Below are 15872 nucleotides of genomic sequence, written 5' to 3'. Positions count from 1 at the left end.
GCGGAGGGTTGGCTCTATGTGGCCGCAGTCGTTGATCTGTTCTCGCGGCGGGTGGTCGGCTGGTCAATGAGTACAGCAATGACGGCACAGCTCATCACCGATGCCCTGGTGATGGCGATCTGGCGACGAGGCAAGCCGGACGCGCTGTTGCATCATTCCGATCGTGGCAGCCAATACACCAGCGAACAGTTCCAGAGGCTGATGGCCGATCACGGCGTGGTCTGCTCGATGAGCCGGTCAGGCAATATCTGGGACAACGCTGCAATGGAGAGCTTCTTCTCGTCCTTGAAGACCGAGCGAACAGCGCGCAAAGTGTACCGGTCACGCAACGAGGTCAAGGCCGACGTGTTCGACTACACGAGCGCTTCTACAATCCGAAGCGAAGGCATTCGACGATCGGATATCTGAGCCCTATGGAGTTCGAACGGAAGGTTGGATTAGCTTAAGCCGGTGTCAACAGAACCGGGTGCAGCTCAGTCCGGGCGATTTTACGTTGGGATCACGACACCGAACTTTACTTCAATGTCTCACAGTAATATTCAAAACATTCGTCCCAGGCTTTCGACTCCTCCCAATTGCCGACATACTCGACCGCGGAATCTGCGTTGTACCTTCGCATAGGTTCGCTAAAGTCCGTTTGGTCATCGAGAATGACTTGAAGGTCTCTCCCCGCACGCTTTGAAAACTCCTTCGCGTATTTTTGCGCGAACTCCCCCTGCTTGCATACGTAGCCGCTGGGATTCAATTTGTTGAGAATTTGATTTTGCGAAGGAAGTGCCTCGACAAACTTGCGATAGCAACGGGAAAGCAACGAAACGTGCGCATTGTCGCGCAAGTATTCCGGCGTTCTTACGCGCGGAGTCTGGCCACTCGCCCATGTTTTAACGAGATAGTGTGTAAAGCGTTCTTCTTCGTAAGGACCGAATGGATTAGTAATCACGAATTTACCGAGTTTCAACTTCCGTTGCTCACAAAAATACAGAAAGATCTCGTAAGTCATCGTCTTCGAGAGTCCGTAAGGATTGAAGGCTCCGGAATCTCCCAAGCCTTCATTGGATTCGAAGACAGAGCCAGTAAGAACAAGGCCCTGACCACCGCCTCCTTGGAAAATATCCAATACACGTCTTAGGTTATTGGTGTTGCTCGCGGTTGCCGCCATGTGATCGAAATCGGGACTTCGATAATCCTTCATTTCCGCCGCATGATGGCAAATGAGCTCAAACTTGCCCGATTCTAAAAGTTTCAAGAAACTTTCCGAGCCAAATGAGACATTCAACTCTATCGATGAAACTTTCTCAAGTTCCTTAAAACGCTCGCCGCGAACCCCTTCATAAGATTCGCTTCGCACGGTCGCTACTACTTGGTGACCAGCCCCAGCAAGCTCTCGCGCGAACCATAAACCAGTAAACGATGTGGCTCCGGTCAAAAGAATTTTCATAGCAATCCTCAACAACAGCGGAGAGTAAAGTCGGGCCCACTTCGCGTCTTTCTCCCACACGTACGCCGGTGACTTACTCGCCGCTTCAATGGAACCATCGCATTGTGACCAGAGCTGCGAGAGTGCGGAGCTTTCTTCAGTAAGAAGAATCTTCACAAGCCTCGGAGCAATTCAATCCCGTGAAAAGCGGGATTGAATTCGGGCCAGTTACGATCTTTTTCGGAGACTTCCACGGGAACGCGAGGCCACCTCATGTCGAAGCGTGAGTCATTGAAGCGTATCCCGCGCTCGGCTTCGGGAGTGTAGAAGGCGTTGACGAGATAGAACGCCTCCGTGTCGTCAGTCAACGTAAGGAAGCCGTGCGCAAAACCCCGCGGAACATACATCATCAACCGGTTCTCGGCTGATAATTCCGCCCCGAACCACTGAGCATAGGTTGGAGAATCCGGGCGGAGATCGATAATAACATCATATAGCGTGCCACGGATGCAACGCACGACCTTGATTTCGGCTGCTGGCGGCAACTGGTAATGCATACCGCGCAATGTGCCCGCCTTGGCAGTAAGCGAGTTGTTGATTTGGACGATCGGAGTGGGAATTCCAGCTGTTTCGAATTGCCGTTGGCAGTATAAGCGCGAAAAAAAGCCTCGATCATCGCCTCGCTTTTCTAGTTCGATCGTATATGCGCCAAGAAGCGGCGTCTGGTGGAATTTCATCGGCAGATCCTTGGGTTCTGGGCCTTGTTTGCCAGTGCGAGGCACCGCCTTACCGCTGATAGCCTCGGTGACTGCCTCATTTTTTTTCCCATCCGGGCATTGTAATCGCGGCGAGATGTACCACTGCGTCGCCGCCGTCGAGACGGTCGAGGATACGTCCAAAATGCATGCATGCTGTCGAGCGATTCCGGTGATCTGTTGGCTCTCGGCGAGATTGTGCGCAAGGTAGAGTGTGTCAGAGCCAACCAGTTCGGAATCGGGAAGCTTGTCGCGGCAAGCGGAACGAGCGTTCGGCCGACATAGCCCGCCACAACGGTAATGAGGATCCGCTTTGAACGCCCGTTACCATTTCTTCCAGGGAGCTTTGTTGCTCAACCAGAGGTCTTCCAAGTACCGCTTGTCGCGCAACGTATCCATCGGATGCCAGAACCCGTCGTGAAAGAAAACACTCATTTGGCCATCCTTTGCCAAGTTAATCATCGGCTCCCTTTCCCAGATCGTTGCATCTCCCTCGACATAATTTCCGATCTTGGGCGATAGAACAAAAAAACCGCCATTAATCCAGCCGCCGTCACCGCGCGGCTTTTCCTGAAAGCCGGTTACTCGGGTGCCATCGTAATTGATCGCACCAAAGCGTCCGGGAGGCTGGGTTGCCGTCACGGTTGCAAGGCGTCCTTCACGACGATGGAATGTGATACTCTCGGTTATGTTGATGTCCGATACGCCATCGCCATAGGTGACGCAGAAATCCTCGTCTTTTGCGAGAAAGGGCAGAATCCTCTTAATGCGGCCCCCGATCATCGTTTCCTCACCTGTGTCGACCAGAGTGACCTTCCAGGGCTCGGAGTGGTTTTCCAAAACTCGCATACTGTGTTCCCGCATGTCGAAGGTAACGTTCGACTGATGCAGGAAGTAATTGGAGAAATATTCCTTGATTACGTACCCCTTGTAGCCAAGACAAATGATGAAATCATTGATGCCGTGGCTACTGTAGATCTTCATAATGTGCCACAGGATCGGCTTGCCGCCGATCTCGATCATGGGTTTGGGGCGGATATCGGTCTCTTCTGCAAAGCGCGTTCCGAGACCGCCGGCCAATATCACTGCCTTCATCGATCGCCTTGAAATGTTTGCTGTTTTCGCCCAGACCACCGAAACTGGTGCCTTCGCCAATAATCGCGCGAAAACATTTAACCTCAGTAATTAAATATTATCAAGGTTTAAAATTCGATCAAAATTTAAATTTTGTTCGCCCATGCGCGCCTGAGATATAAATACACGATTTTGAGCGTGCGCTGCCGACTTTGCGCATCCTCCCTCCCGTTCGAAGCAGCAGATGGACCTTTGTCGGACAGGATTATACGAACCTGTCAGATCGTCCGCGGGCCGTTGGTATAACTGGTGTGCGGCAAGCGCGTTCACCGGTTAGAGTCAGGAGAACTTACCTTGCAATCCGAGGAAGTGCTCGGTCATCCCCCTCCCACCTACTCGTCGCCCTGATCTAGTCGTCCGTGAAGAACGCTAATTTCAGGCCGGATTGATCGTCGGCCCCACGAAGAGAGCGCTGAGGATTTGGCGCAACAAAATCCTCAGCCAGCGGATCAGGCGGCGGAAGTTGTAGCCGACGGCGGCGAGGACGGCGTTGTTGGCATCGCCGCGCCGGAACCAGAGATAGTTGCGGCCCATGCGATGCTCAGCTTTGAGATGGCCGATGACGGGCTCGACGGCGGACCTGCGACGGAGTTCACGCTTGATCTGTGGCGTTACCCCTCGCTTCTGGCCGGAGAGGAAGACCCTGAACTTGTAATGGGGTGGTGCATTGTGGCCGCGGTAGCCCTTGTCTGCGAGGATGCGCGCGATGGTGTTGCCGACCAGCGCCTCCATGTCCGGGATCACGGTTTCCAAGGTGTGGCCGTCATATGGATTGCCGGGCAGCGCCTTCACGTGGGTAACGAACTGGCCGCCCTTGCAGTGCTTGAGGGTGGTGGCAACGCTGACCTTGACGCCGAACTCGTAAGGCCGATGGGCCTTGCCTTTGCCGATGCATTCGACTTCCGGTGCATGCAGGGAATAGACCTTCGGCCCGCGTTGACGTTGCTGCTGCTCGCGCACGCGGCGAGCCAGCAACAGCAGCCTGGTGAACGCTGCTTCGAGCCCGCCATTGCCCTCGATCTTGCGCCCGATGTCGCGGATGACGCGGCCGAGGTAGGTGCGCAGCTTCCTGAGCATCCGGTTGGCGCGCTTGAACTGTTTGGCATGGGCATAGCGCTGATGCTGGATCAGGGCGAACTTGCCCACCCGTGCATAGGACTGGCGCAGATTCACCCCATGGCACTGCGCCAGCCGCACCAGCTTCTCGCGCGCCCGGTTCAGAAGCTTGGCATCGGTGGGGAACGTCACGTTCTTGGGCTGCACCGTGGTGTCGATGATCACCCGTGACAGCTCGGACGGCTTGATCGCCATGGTCCTGGTGGCAACCGACAGGCTCTCCTGCAGCAGCGCCTGCAGCCGTTCCTCGCCCATCCGGTTGCGCCAGCGCGTCAGTGACGAGCGATCGAACACCAGCCGGTGCTGGAAGAACTCCTCGCCGCAGAAGAATTGGTAGTAGGGGTTCTCGACCCAGCGCTCGCACAGCACTTCGTCGGACAGGTCATAGGTGTGCTTGAGGATGGCCAGCCCCGCCATCAATCGCGTCGGCAGTGGCGGGCGGCCCGGGTCATCCGTGTAGACCGCGCCAAACTCCCGTTCCAGGAACTCCCAATCCACCGTGCGCCCCAGCGCCACCAGCGGATGCTTCAGGTCGATGATCTGATCGAGCCGGGACCGGAACAGATCCTGCTCTCCCGTCTCCCGCCGTTCCGGCGGCCGCACCTGGTCCCCCCGCCAAATCGTTCAATGGCGAGTGAATCACAAATCAAATTTGCAAGGAATCCCCTTCGCTGCACCCGATTCCCGGCAAGCTCAATTAGCCCAGTGCGCCGTTTCCAGATTCTAAATCAACGACTTGGGAATTCTTCACGGACGATGGTCTAAGCTCGTGGGCGATCAATCGGCTGCAGGCTACAGCGCGCGACGTTCATCCGACCGGAGCGCGCTTTTCGCACGCTCCGCCCTGTGCTGCCAGCCAATCTGCAAGATCAACGCTCCTTGAATGCTCGTTCCGCCTGATCCTGCAGCGGCTTGAGAAGGTAGGATAGCGCGGTTCGACCCGGCGTCTTGATGAAGACCTCGACTGGCATGCCGGGCAACAGCTTGGCCGACCCGAGTTTCGCCAGCTCTTCCGGCTTCAGAAGAACGCGACCCGTGTAGTAACTGGTTCCGGCACGTTGATCCTGGGTGATGTCTGCCGAGACCATGCTGACCTCGGCGTCGATTTCGGGCGTGGTCTTCTGGTTGAACGCCGCGAAGCGCATTGTCGCGGTCTGCCCCACATAGACCTGGTCGATATCGCGAGGTGCGATCTTGACCTCAACCGCGAGCGAATCCGCATCAGGCACGATCAGCATGATCTGCTCGCCGGGAGAGATCACACCTCCAACCGTGTGGACGCTCAGCTCGTGGACGCGGCCGGATTGCGGTGCCCTGATATCGACCCGGTTCAGTTGGTCGACCGCCGCAGTTTTGCGTTCGCCCAGCTCGGAGAGTTTCGAGCGCGTTTCGATCAGATCCTTGCCGACTTCCGTCCGCAGGTCCTGGTCGATCTGAATGATCTGGAGTCCGATTTCGGCGATCTTGCCCTTCGACTGAGCGATCATTCCTGCCAACTGGCTGCGCTCGCCTTCGAGGCGCGCGGAATCGCGCTCCAGGGAATTAAGCCGCGTGATCGGCACCAGATTTTTTTGCCAGAGACTGCGCACGCCCTCCAGCTCCTGCCGGATAAATTCGACTTCCTTCTGCTTGGCCTCGGTTTGCCCCGTAAGGCCCTTGATCTCGTTTTCCAGTTGCGCGCTCTTCTCCTGCAACTGCGCTTTTTGGCCGCTCCTCGCCTGACGACGCAGGTCGAACAGCTTTCGCTCCGCGATGATTGCACGGCTCGCCTCGGAGTTGCTCTCCTTGGCCCGGTCGAGCAGCACCTTGGGGAACATGACCTGCTCGGCACCGTCGCGCTCAGTCTCGAGACGAGCCTGCCGCGCGAACAGCTCATCGAGGCTGTTGGTGACGATCGTCGCATTCGCGAGCGTCTGGGTCTCGTCGAGGCGGATCAAAATATCCCCTGCATTGACCCGGTCGCCCTGCCGCACGCGCAGCTCTCCCACGATCCCACCGGTGGAATGCTGAACTTTCTTGACGCTTGAATCCACCACGACCACGCCTTGGGCGATCACCGCGCCCGACAATTGGGTCGTTGTCGCCCAACCGCCGATCCCGAAGGTGACCAGACCGAACATGATCATACCGACGATCATGTAACGCTGGATGGATTGCATTGCAGGAGCCACCTGGCCGTTCATCGGCTGCCTCCTTGAGCTTCCGCGACGACCTTGAGCGCTACGGAATTTCGCAACACTCTGTTGAGAACCTCCTCTCTCTTGCCGAAGGACTGAACCCTGCCTTCCCCGAGGCACAGGACATGGTCCACGCCCTCCAGCGCCTTCGGACGATGCGCGATAACCGCAACAATCCCACCCCTGCGGCGTACGTTCAGGATCGCCTCGGTCAAGGCTTCCTCGCCCTCGGCGTCAAGATTGGAAGAGGGCTCATCAAGCACGACCAAGAAGGGCTTGCCGTAAAAGGCTCGCGCAAGACCGATACGCTGCCGCTGCCCCGCCGACAGCGCTAACCCTCCCTCGCCGATCTTCGTGCTGTAGCCGTCCGGAAGGGAGAGGATGAGGTCGTGCGCGCCCGCGGCATGCGAGGCTTCCAGAACTGCGGCGGCCGTTGCCTGCGGGTCGAAACGCGCAATGTTCATCGCAATGCTGCCGTCGAACAATTCAACGTCCTGAGGTAGATAACCGATGTGCTTGCCGAGGGCGTCCGAAGACCAATGATCGAGCGCGGCCTTGTCGAGCCGGATCCTGCCTCGAATGGACGGCCAGACCCCGACCAGCGCACGTGCCAACGTCGATTTGCCGGATCCGCTCGGACCAATGATTCCAACCGCCTGCCCGCTCCGCAGTTGGAACGACACTTCACTGACGGTGGGCCTCTCCGAATTTGGCGCGCCAATATAGAGCTGCTCGACAGTCAGCGTTTCGGTCGGAGCCGGCAATACCAGCCGTTCTTCTTCCGCGGGTAGGAGCTTCAGCAACTGATCCAGCCTGCGTCCCGATTGCCGCGCGGCGACGAAGCCTTTCCAGTTCGCAATGGCCAATTCAACGGGCGCCAAGGCCCGCGCGGTGAGGATCGATCCGGCAATGATGATGCCGGCCGTTGATTCCTGGTTGATGACGAGAACGGCGCCAACGGCGAGAACCAGCGATTGCAAGATCGCCCGGAAAATCTTGGAGGCGCCACCGAGTCCGTTTGCGACATCGCTGGCCCGCTCATGGGCTGCGAGGTACTTCACGTTGACATCCTGCCAGCGTAAGGTCGCCTGTTGCCGCATGCCCATGGCCTGCAGGACTTCAGCATTTCGCCGCCCCTCGAGCGCCAGTGCGGTTCGCGAGACGGCGAGACGCGAGGTCGCCTTTGCCGGCCCTCGGGTGCGCGTTTCCGTGAGCATCGTAATGCCGACCAGCACCAGCGCGCCGGCCAGCGCAGTGACGCCAATCCAGAAGTGGAAGAGAAAGCAGACGCCGAGATAGATCGGCATCCAGGGCAGATCAAAGAGCGCCGTCGGCCCTCCGCTCGACAGGAAGCTGCGGATCTGATCAAGGTCCCGCACCGGCTGCAAGCCATCGCCGTCGGCTCTGGTCTTCAAAGGCAGGCGAACAAGCGCGTCGAATATGCGAACGCTGAGCCTTTCATCGAAATACCGGCCGACACGGGCGCTGATCCTGCTCCGGACGAGGTCGAGCCCACCCTGGAACAGGTACAGAACCGTGGCCAGAACCATTAAGGCGATCAGCGTCGGTATGCTGCGCCCGGGCAGAACCCGATCATAGACTTGCAGCATGAAGAACGAGCCGGTGAGCATGAGGAGATTGCTCATTCCGCTGAAGGCCGCGAGAACCCAGAAAATCCGGCGGCAAGACCGCAGGAAAGCCGACATCTCTGACTGCGGCTCGTCATAATCTTTCGCCGGCCGGGATCGACCAGCGAATATCCGTTGCCGCAGGACTTCGACCGAGCGCTTTGCCCAGCCGATCAGTCGCGAGGTCCGCAGTTCGGCGTCATCCGCCGACTGTCCTCCGCCAGCCCATAGTCCTGAAATGTGCAGAAGTGGAATACGAAAAAGATTCGCAGGCGGGGGGATGACCCCCCGCCGTCTAAAGTCCATCATGGCAGCCGCCCTTGAGTCATGCCTTATCAGGGGATCCCCAAGAGATCCCCCGAGGCCGTTGTTGAGTACTACTCTGTGTGGTTACGCAGTCCCCTACGCGAAGTGGAAGTCGTGGTTGGTCAAGGCATCCAGCTTGGTGTTCTTCAGCGTGAGCGTGTCGCTCCCCGTCGCGATCACCACGTCGCCGCCTGACTGGGCCGCGTGGGAGAGAACGCTCGCGAAACTGTCAAACACGGTCTTGCTGAACTCGATCGTGTCGTGGGCAGCTCCGCCGGCAACGAAGCCCTTGATGACGTCGTTGCCGAAATTCGCGGCAAACGAGAAAGTGTCGGCCTTGCTGGTGCCAACGAAGACGTCATTGCCTGAAGTGCTCGTCTGTATGTTGCTGCCTGTCGAGCTCGAAGTAGCAACGACCTGAGTCGTGCTTGTGGATGACGTAGCTACGTTGGAAGCACCGATCTGCCCGTCACCATTGAGATCCTGGTGAAAGCTCGTCTCGAGCGATTTAAGCCCAGAGTTCGTACCCGACACGGAGCCGCCGGACGTGGAGCCGGTCAGGCTGCTGACATGAGAAACGTAGTTTCCGTTGTTATCGGTGTTCCACGCCGTGTACGGACCCGTGCTCCCCTCCTTCCAGACGACCTGATAGCCCGTAGCAGTCTTCTCCGCACCAATCGGCGCCCAGGTGCCATCTGACCCCTCGACAAACTCCGCGCCGTGATACTTCAGCGAGGGGCCCGTCCCGGTGCTGCTGTTGAGATAGTATTTGTCGCTACTCTCAACGAGACGTGTTGCACCAGCCGACTCGATTACGGTGCCAGCAGTCGGCGTTGGCGACGTCGGTGTGGTCGAACTGGTAGCTCCGATCTGCCCGTCACCGTTCAGATCCTGGTGGAAGGTCGTCTCGAGCGACTTAAGGCCCGAGTTCGTACCCGACACCGAGCCGCCCGACGTGGAGCCGGTCAGGCTGCTGACATGGGAGACGTAGTTGCCGTTGCCGTCGGTGTTCCACGCCGTGTATTGACCCGTGCTCGCCTCTTTCCAGACAACCTCATAGCCGGTCGCTGTCTTCTCCGCACCGATCGCCGCCCAAGTGTAATCTGACCCGTCGATAAAATCCACGCCGTGATATTTCAGCGACGGGCCCGTCCCGGTGCTGCTGTTGAGGTAAAATTTGTCGCCACTCTCAACGAGACTTGTCGCACCAGCCGACTCGATTACTTTGCCAAGAGTTGGTGTTGGCGACGTGGGTGTGGTTGGCGACGCCGAAGTCCCGATGTTAGCCGCGAAAACGGCGGACGCCGCGCCGGTGTTGCCTGCCACGTCCATTGCCTTCGCGGTGAGGCTGTGCGAGCCGGCCGCAAGGGCGGCACTGGTGTAGCCCCACAGGCCGCTGCTGTTGGTCGTCGCGGTACCGATCTGGGTCGTGCCGTCGAACACCTTTACGACGCTGCTCGCTTCGGCATTGCCCGACATCACCGCCTGATTGGCGCTGTTCACCGTGTGGCTGACAATGATCGGCGCTATCGGCGCTTTGGTGTCGACGGTGATCGCCAACGCAGACGATGCCGCGCTGGTCTGCCCCGACGAGTTAGTCGCCGTTGCGGTCAGCGTGTGCTTGGCGTCAGCCAGGACCTTTGTGATGTAGTCCCAACTGCCGCTTGAGTCCGCAGTCGTCGAACCAATCTGGGTCGTACCGTCATAGAACTTGAGCGTGCTGCCGGCAGCAGCGGTGCCCTTGAGCTCGAGCGTATTATCGCTGGTGATTTTGTCGCCGGCGACGCCGCTGTCGGTCGAGAACGAGGCAATAGTGGGTGCATCCGGTGTGGTGGGTGTGGTGGGTGTGGTGGGTGCCGTCGGCGTGGTGGGTGCAGTCCCTGACAACGGCTGCGGCGGAGGGATAAGAGCGCCCGGAACAAGCTGACCATTCACGATCGTTGCCCAGCGCACATTGTCCCACTGAGTGATATTTAACGTGGCGCCCTCATAACCAGCCGGAACCGAAATGGAAAAGGGGGCAGAACCAAATGAGTCCTGTATGAAATAGACATCTTTGAGGGCGACGTTGTATGTGTGACCGGGTCCCGCATCCGCGTTAATACGCAGACCAAACGGACCACCTTCGAATACATCGTTAGCGAACGTGAAGTTTCCGTCAAAATAGTCCGCAACGAACAGTCCGGCGGTCGCATTTTGATCGTGGGAAACGATCATCGTATTTGTGATGGTCACATTGCCATGGCCGCCGGGAGCATAGGCCTGAATACCATCCGCGTGATCTCCCGCCAGTCCCGTCGTTTCGATGTACGAATTGTTGATGTTTACAGTCCCGCTACCACCAATGCGCACACCTTCCTGTGAATTGATACGGACATCGTCGATGTTGAACGAGCCGGTGCCTACAATCGACGCGCTACCGCCGGTGTCGGTAATACTCTTGTTCGAAATCGTCCCGTCATTTGGAACGTTGACCGAATTCGAAGTAGTAACCCCGCTAAACATCGGGTCATTCCAGCTCAAAGGAATGGCTGCCATCTAGTTTCTCCTAGTAGTTTTCGATCTGGTTTGTCCCCGGTACGCGCCCAATCTTGAGCCACCCGAGCGTCGGTACCGCAAGTGCGACGCCGCTGGCGCAGCGCCGTTGGTTGGTCTTTGTCGATTAGCAGAGGCTTTTTTGCGACGACATGACGGCCTGCTCAAGGTGATTATTGGCTGACCTCGCCAGGCCGCAAACGAATTTAAATACGGCGGCAATTACTTAATTAACTCAGGCACTCGCGTGGGGAGCAGCAGTCACATGAAGAAAATCAACAAATACCGAGGAATACTGGTGTCGACCGCCTGCTCCCATGGCACGCTTCATTTCGCCTGGCTCGACTGCCACTCGACGATACTAGGACGCTCGACCTGCTGGCAAACCCCTTCGCCTCGCGGGCAACGCAAACTCTGAGATCTCGACGGGACGGTGCGCCAATCAACCGAGCCGTTGCGCCCCGCGCGGCATCCGCCGCGTTGGCTTTTCACCGTTAGGGGCTCGTCACAATGATTTAGACGGTTTGATACCGAGCCAGGTTAGGATCGGCAAGTTTTCTGGCGGCACGAGGATTTCGATGCTTTTGCGGGTGTCGGCCTGACGGCGAATGAGGCCGTTCCGTTCGAGCGTGACGATCATCTTGATAGACTGAGGGCGGGCTAAGACCGAAGTGACGCTGCATGTCGGCTTCAGCGGGGGGCCGTCCGAACATATGCGAGTCGGTGTAGATGAAAGCCAGATAATGGCCCTGCTTCTCGGTAAAGCGTGCGCCTGATTTTTGACTCATGGATCGATTCGTCCGCAGCCTCCGACAGGGAGGCGAACGATGACTGTACGGTACCGGTTTGAATTGAGCCAAGCCGAGCGCGAGGAGCAGACGGCGATGCCGGGCGGCGGCAAGCATGCCGCTCGCAAACTCAAGCCGGCCCAGATTTTTACTGGCGGGACAGCGGCAGCCGCGACGAGGAGATTGCCCAGACCGTCAGAGTAAGCGCCTCCATCGTTCATGGGACCAAACGCCGCTTCGTGGAAAGCAATCTCGATCGGGCGCCTCCATCATCGTGCCGAGCGCTTGGATTCTTGTCGCAAGGCAGAACCAATCGAAGCTCGCCCGCAGTTCCGCAAACGAATTCGTCCACAGTCCTGGTCGCCGGCCAACCGGCGGGCGTGATATCTCTCGTCTTGGCGTTTCTCTCCTTTGTGGAATCAGCACCCCGACCTACCGGCTCAAGGTGGGCAACGCCGACCTCTTCAGAACTCAACAGAACCCGGGACATCCCCCTCCAGCACCCGTTCAGGATTTTGCCTAATACGATTTTACCTGATCCGATTTAGGAGTATTTTCCATTTTGTTGTTGGCCACCCGAATATGTGAGCCGCTGGCTGGTTGTTCTTAAAAGCTTCGTTTGCCGCAGAATCCAGGCGGTTCATTAGGGCCTGTACTCATCTGTGGACGCCCCGCGAGATGCAAGCGATTTTTGAAGAAGATCGGCACGTAGTCGGATGCTGCCATCTGTCCGGCCTCTGATGGTGCAGCGATGAAGCTGCGGGCCCGTATGGGAGTTCGCAGACCGGAACCAAATCATAAACGCGTGCTCGGTAGGCACGATGAGTACACCTGGTTCTTCCGGTCTCGTCTCGGAGACTGTTGCGCCATACTCTCCTTCGACCGACTACATCTCTGACGACCTCAGGCCGGCCAGGATCACGCCTTGGCTGCGACCGGAGCCCTGTAATTCTCCGGCTTGATAAGTAGCGCCCAGACGATCCGCGCCATCTTGTTGGCGAGCGCGACCGTTACCAGCATGCGCGGTTTGCGAGCCAGCATCTGTTCGAGCCACGATCCCCTTGGCGCACCGCGTTTGCTCGCCTGTTGCACGACCGCGCTGCTGCCGATGATGAGAAGGCGCCTGAGCGTGCGTTCGCCCATCTTGGATGTCGCACCGAGCTTCTGCTTGCCGCCTGTCGATCTTTGAAGAGGCGTGAGACCGAGCCATGCCGCGAAGTCACGGTCTTTGGCAAAGGTCTCGGCCGGCGGTGCTAGAGCGGCGATCGCGGTGGCGGAGATTGGGCCGATGCCGGGAACGGTCATTAGCCGGCGCGATACCTCGTCCTCGCGAGCACGTCGCGCGATCTCCTGGTCGAGATCCGCGATCTTGCCATTGAGGTCGGTCAGCAGGTCCAACATCAATCGGAACATGGCGTGGCCGCTTTGGGAAGCGAGCTGGCCATCTCTTCCTCCTCGATCAGATCGATAAGCATCGCCACGTGCGATGGCCCCTTAGGTGCGACCCATCCATATTCAGTGAGGTGTCCTCGGATCGCGTTGATAAGCTGGGTTCGCTGTCGCACCAACAGATCGCGGGTTCAGAACAGCAGACCCGCCGCCTGCTGCTCTTCGCTCTTCACGGCAACGAACCGCCTGCTCGGTCGCTGCGCCGCTTCGCAAATCGCTTCGGCATCGATCGCATCGTTCTTTTGCCGCTTCACGAACGGTTTTACATAGGCGGGCGGGATCAGCCGAACTTCATGGCCAAGCTGTATCAGCTGACGAGCACAGTGATGTGCTCCACCACATGCCTCCAGCGCTACCGTGCAACTCGGCTACGCCGCGAAGAAATCCAGCAGCTTTCCTCGGCTGATCCGCTTGCTGAACATCGCTCGACCCCGCCCATCCGCTCCGTGAACGCGAAAAACGGGCTTGGCGATATCCAGACCGATTGTGATAACTTCTGACACGGACGCCTCCCTTAAGTGGTGCTCAACACCTCCACTTTGGCACATCGATGCCGTCGGGCGGGGCGTCCACCCCATCATAAACCCACGCGGATGTCCGGTTTTGAGAGCAGAGAACTCGTCCCTAATTGTTTGAGGCCGCCCTGCATGGCGGCCTCATCGTCCCTCCAGAAACATTACCGGTCGCTAGTCGCGGTCATGATGGTGATGGTGGTGGCGTTCGTGGTGCTCGTGCCGGATGCCTCCACCTCCAGATTGCGCAATTGCGTTTGACGTGAGGGAGGTCGAGAGCAGCATGGTCACGGCAGGCGGCGTTACCGCTGCGAATTTTTCCAAAAACTCACGCCGGTGTTCGTCTTCCGGGGGCATGGGGAACCGTCCTATGACTGTTGGGGGCAAGGGCAGCGTGTGACAGGACAACGCGCGGAGCATCCCACTGTGCCGGACGCGCGAGGACTGTCATCAGTCCCACTTGCTCAGTATCGGCCCGAGGTGCTGAGCAATCCTCGGTACGAGCGGACGAGGCCATGGATGACTGAGAAGATGCGCAAGGTCCGGGGCAAGGACGCCGTCATCTTTGACCTCGGCGCGGGCGGCTAGGTGATCGTGGGCCTCGGCGCGGCGGCGCGCCAAGCGCGCCTGATGTTGACGCCGCTGACGAACCTTCCGCAGATATTAAAGTACCACCAATTAAATAAATTAAAACAACTTAATTGGCCACAAAACGAAATAAATCACTCGACCGGCTTCTCATTCGGCGGTATTTTCTCGTGGCCCAACCCGGAAGTCAGGCAATCTCCGCTTTAGCGCTGCTATTAGGGAGAAGCGGACGTCGCTTGGGCAAAGCGCTTAATGAGGTACACGTCCGGAGGGCTTGAGGGAGCTATCGCGCATTTTAACTGGCAACGTTGAACAGATTTGTCGATCAGGTAGATGAGCGCTTACGGATTTCCCGTCATGGAGAGCATAGAACCGGGGCACAGCGCCTGGCAGGTCGCAATTTGGCTCCTACAAGCCAACTCAATCTAAAATGGTAATCCCGCATGGAAGTAACAACGAGGCCGCTTAATCCATCCCCTAAGTCGACGTGCTTGGTCACAGGTGGGGCCGGTTACATCGGAGGTCACACAGTCCTCGCCCTTCTCGATGCGGGACATGAAGTTATCGTTCTCGACGACCTGTCCACGGGCTTCCGCTGGTCCGTCCCAAACACCGCTAAACTTATCGTAGGCGACGTAGGCGATTTTGACCTGGTTTGTCGCGTGATTAGGACAAACAAGATAACTTCTATCCTACATTTTGCGGCGAAGACTGTCGTGCCGGATTCGATTCGAGACCCGCTCGGCTATTACTTGACGAATGCTGTGAAAACTCAGACGCTTCTGGCTGCCGCTATAAGCGAAAAGGTCGGTGCTTTTATATTCTCTTCGAGCGCTGCCGTTTACGGAAGTTCGGAATCGCTTGTTTCGGAAGCCCAGAAGCCTGATCCCAAATCACCATATGGCCGATCAAAGTACATGGCCGAGTGCATGATCGAGGATACGGGAGCAGCGCACGAGATGCGTTATGCTATTCTGCGATACTTCAACGTGGCCGGCGCCGATCCAAACGGTCGAATGGGTCAATCAACGAAGAATGCTACTCATCTCATTAAGGTGGCGATTGAAACAGCTCTTGGGAAAAGACCCCGCATGGAAATCTTCGGAAACGACTATCCTACACCCGATGGATTTGCTGTCAGAGACTACATCCACGTTGCAGATTTAGCGGACGCTCATGTCCTGGCCCTTAGCCGTTTGCAAGGAGGGACTGAGAGCTTCACCGTAAATTGCGGATATGGTCGGGGTTATTCGGTTAAAGAGGTTGTCGATATCGTCAAGGCAGTAACTGGAATTGATTTTAAGCTTAGGTTAGCCCCGCGTCGAGCTGGGGACTTGGCATCGGTGGTCGCAAATAGTGATCAGCTTAGATCATTCGGTTGGTTCCCCCGTTATGATGAACTATCAACAATGGTGCGACATGCGTACCAGTGGGAATTGGAGCTGGCAAGCGAGAGGCATTGAAGGA

The 15872-nt window shown here is 57.6% G+C and carries 11 protein-coding genes and 2 pseudogenes; 3 read left to right on the top strand and 10 right to left on the bottom strand.

Translation table 11 applies throughout. The annotated features are described in order from the left end of the window. Positions 1-446: pseudogene (locus IVA74_RS08630) on the top strand (IS3 family transposase); the annotation flags it as partial. A 68-nt stretch (positions 447-514) separates the two neighbouring features. On the opposite strand, the gene IVA74_RS08625 reads toward IVA74_RS08630, so the two are convergent. From IVA74_RS08625 to IVA74_RS41105, 10 genes and pseudogenes are all read right to left on the bottom strand, one after another. After that, positions 515-1438 carry an NAD(P)-dependent oxidoreductase gene (locus IVA74_RS08625; RefSeq protein ID WP_247341636.1) on the bottom strand — a complete coding sequence of 308 codons (924 nt, stop codon included), beginning with the start codon at positions 1436-1438 and terminating at the stop codon, positions 515-517. A gap of 152 nt (positions 1439-1590) precedes the next feature. After that, the gene (rfbC, locus tag IVA74_RS08620) at positions 1591-2154 is read right to left on the bottom strand and encodes a dTDP-4-dehydrorhamnose 3,5-epimerase (protein ID WP_247341634.1); all 564 of its coding nucleotides are present in this window, start codon (positions 2152-2154) and stop codon (positions 1591-1593) included. A 342-nt stretch (positions 2155-2496) separates the two neighbouring features. Next, positions 2497-3267, bottom strand: coding sequence for a glucose-1-phosphate cytidylyltransferase (gene rfbF, locus IVA74_RS08615; RefSeq protein ID WP_247341631.1), 771 nt, complete (start codon positions 3265-3267; stop codon positions 2497-2499). Positions 3268-3681: 414 nt separating this feature from the next. Further along, the gene (locus tag IVA74_RS08610) at positions 3682-5025 is read right to left on the bottom strand and encodes an IS5 family transposase (RefSeq protein ID WP_247341628.1); all 1344 of its coding nucleotides are present in this window, start codon (positions 5023-5025) and stop codon (positions 3682-3684) included. A 266-nt stretch (positions 5026-5291) separates the two neighbouring features. After that, positions 5292-6605 carry an HlyD family type I secretion periplasmic adaptor subunit gene (locus tag IVA74_RS08605; RefSeq protein ID WP_247341625.1) on the bottom strand — a complete coding sequence of 438 codons (1314 nt, stop codon included), beginning with the start codon at positions 6603-6605 and terminating at the stop codon, positions 5292-5294. Next, a complete protein-coding gene (locus tag IVA74_RS08600; protein WP_247341622.1) occupies positions 6602-8536 on the bottom strand; it encodes a type I secretion system permease/ATPase in 1935 nt (644 codons plus the stop codon). The genes IVA74_RS08605 and IVA74_RS08600 overlap by 4 nt, the downstream gene beginning before the upstream one ends. A 93-nt stretch (positions 8537-8629) precedes the next feature. Continuing rightward, positions 8630-11071, bottom strand: a complete 2442-nt coding sequence (locus IVA74_RS08595; RefSeq protein WP_247341618.1) for an Ig-like domain-containing protein — start codon at positions 11069-11071, stop codon at positions 8630-8632. Positions 11072-11573: 502 nt separating this feature from the next. After that, positions 11574-11708 (bottom strand): hypothetical protein, encoded by a 135-nt coding sequence (locus tag IVA74_RS41110; protein ID WP_346730925.1) that lies wholly within the window; start codon positions 11706-11708, stop codon positions 11574-11576. A gap of 1066 nt (positions 11709-12774) precedes the next feature. Next, a pseudogene (locus IVA74_RS08585) lies at positions 12775-13808 on the bottom strand (IS110 family transposase). Between the two features lie 183 nt (positions 13809-13991). Further along, positions 13992-14174: a hypothetical protein gene (locus tag IVA74_RS41105; protein ID WP_346730924.1), complete on the bottom strand. Its 183-nt coding sequence runs from the start codon at positions 14172-14174 to the stop codon at positions 13992-13994. A gap of 231 nt (positions 14175-14405) precedes the next feature. Between IVA74_RS41105 and IVA74_RS08580 the strand changes: the two genes are divergently transcribed. Next, positions 14406-14612 (top strand): hypothetical protein, encoded by a 207-nt coding sequence (locus IVA74_RS08580; protein WP_247341616.1) that lies wholly within the window; start codon positions 14406-14408, stop codon positions 14610-14612. 236 nt (positions 14613-14848) lie between these two features. After that, complete coding sequence (gene galE / locus IVA74_RS08575) at positions 14849-15868, top strand: UDP-glucose 4-epimerase GalE (protein ID WP_247341614.1); 1020 nt, start codon at positions 14849-14851, stop codon at positions 15866-15868. Positions 15869-15872 lie beyond the last annotated feature (4 nt).

This window comes from Bradyrhizobium sp. 132 (genome assembly GCF_023074185.1).
Lineage (GTDB): Bacteria > Pseudomonadota > Alphaproteobacteria > Rhizobiales > Xanthobacteraceae > Bradyrhizobium.
The sequence above is the reverse complement of the archived record's forward strand: the minus strand, read 5'-3'. Positions and strand labels throughout refer to the sequence as shown.

Bases quoted from the DNA above. Each gene is read 5' to 3' on its own strand.
- rfbF (WP_247341631.1), bottom strand. From the start codon at position 3,267: ATGAAGGCAGTGATATTGGCCGGCGGTCTCGGAACGCGCTTTGCAGAA.
- IVA74_RS08600 (WP_247341622.1), bottom strand. From the start codon at position 8,536: ATGATGGACTTTAGACGGCGGGGGGTCATCCCCCCGCCTGCGAATCTT.
- rfbC (WP_247341634.1), bottom strand. From the start codon at position 2,154: ATGAAATTCCACCAGACGCCGCTTCTTGGCGCATATACGATCGAACTA.
- IVA74_RS08605 (WP_247341625.1), bottom strand. From the start codon at position 6,605: ATGAACGGCCAGGTGGCTCCTGCAATGCAATCCATCCAGCGTTACATG.
- IVA74_RS08625 (WP_247341636.1), bottom strand. From the start codon at position 1,438: ATGAAAATTCTTTTGACCGGAGCCACATCGTTTACTGGTTTATGGTTC.
- IVA74_RS41105 (WP_346730924.1), bottom strand. From the start codon at position 14,174: ATGCCCCCGGAAGACGAACACCGGCGTGAGTTTTTGGAAAAATTCGCA.
- IVA74_RS08595 (WP_247341618.1), bottom strand. From the start codon at position 11,071: ATGGCAGCCATTCCTTTGAGCTGGAATGACCCGATGTTTAGCGGGGTT.
- galE (WP_247341614.1), top strand. From the start codon at position 14,849: ATGGAAGTAACAACGAGGCCGCTTAATCCATCCCCTAAGTCGACGTGC.
- IVA74_RS41110 (WP_346730925.1), bottom strand. From the start codon at position 11,708: ATGATCGTCACGCTCGAACGGAACGGCCTCATTCGCCGTCAGGCCGAC.